The 1261-nt window shown below is 56.8% G+C and carries 1 protein-coding gene; it reads left to right on the top strand.

Annotated elements, in window-relative coordinates:
- A partial coding sequence (gene tssK / locus J5224_RS28440; RefSeq protein WP_264628455.1) for a type VI secretion system baseplate subunit TssK occupies positions 1 to 1214 on the top strand: 1214 nt, incomplete at its 5' end.
- Positions 1215 to 1261: the final 47 nt, after the last annotated feature.

Here is a 1261-nt window from a genome sequence, read left to right as displayed (position 1 = left end):
TGTCAAATGCGTGGGGTGTTGAAGCGCTGCAACTTGATGAAGAGGCAATGCAACATCAGTCATTAACGCTAAAGCAACTGCGCCTTTGTCTGCCCGATGGCTCTCGGATTGACACCGCCGGTGTGTCAGCGCTTTGCTGCGCAATACCGCTGGAACAACATCTGGCACAACGGCAGCAACAGGTGGATGTGCTGCTGGCGGTCCCTGCCAACGAGCACCCGCGTAATCTGTTACCTCATCGCTGTCGTGCGCAGGAACCGACTGCATTAGCCTATCCAGTCAGAACATCGGGTAGAGAATCCAGCGAAAGCGGTGTGCCAGCAAGCCGCGCGATCCGTGTGCGCTTTAGCGTTGATGAGAACCGTGGTTACCAAACCTATCCCATTGCGCGACTTAATCGCAATGCGCAAGGGCGCTGGGAAATCGATCCCTCGTTCATCCCACCGCTGCTAACGTTTTCCGCCTCACCGATGCTGGTGGCACTGTCGAAGAAACTGTTGTTACGTTCACGCATGAAACGTCGCCTGCTGGCGCTGCGCCATGAACCACCGGAACAAAATGGACAGCCCGATATCCCGCGGTTTTGGCTGCTGAATGTGCTAAATCGCTACGAGTCTGTGCTGAGTGAGGTCAGTCTGGCGACAGCGTTGCATCCGGAATTGGTCTATCGCGAGCTGGTTAAACTCGCCGGGCCGTTGTTGCCCTATACGCAGGCGTGGAGCTCGGCTGATATTCCACGCTATGATCATTCCCGGCTTGGCGACGTGTTCCCGTCTCTCTTTTCACTGCTCAGTGCGTTACTTGAAACCTGTTTGCCTGCACGGGCCGTGGGGATAGCGCTGATGCGTGAAAAGGATCACCTGTGGGTCGGGCAGTTGCCGCCGCATAATCTGGATTCTGTCTCCGGGATTTATCTGCTGGCGCGCTCTTCCTGGCCTTCACACCGACTGCGCACACATATCATGACACAGTGTGAGGTTGGGACGCGGCATGCCGTCCATGCGCGTAAAGCGGCGGTGGATCAGGGCAAAGCGCTACAACCCGTGAGCCACATTCCTGCGGCGATCCCGCTGAATTGGGAAAACCTCTGTTTTGTGGTCGACCTTGAACATTCCGGCGTGCAGGATGCGCTGGCTTCCGGGCATTGTGCTATCTCGGTGCCCGATCACGGCGGTGATTTAACGCTGAAGCTGTTCGCCGTGATGAAGGAGTGAGCCGCCGCCTTCCCCTCAGAGTTCGGTGTCAGACAGCCAATAAATGG

The organism is Candidatus Symbiopectobacterium sp. NZEC135 (assembly GCF_025962695.1).
This window is presented reverse-complemented; position numbering and strand designations above follow the sequence as displayed.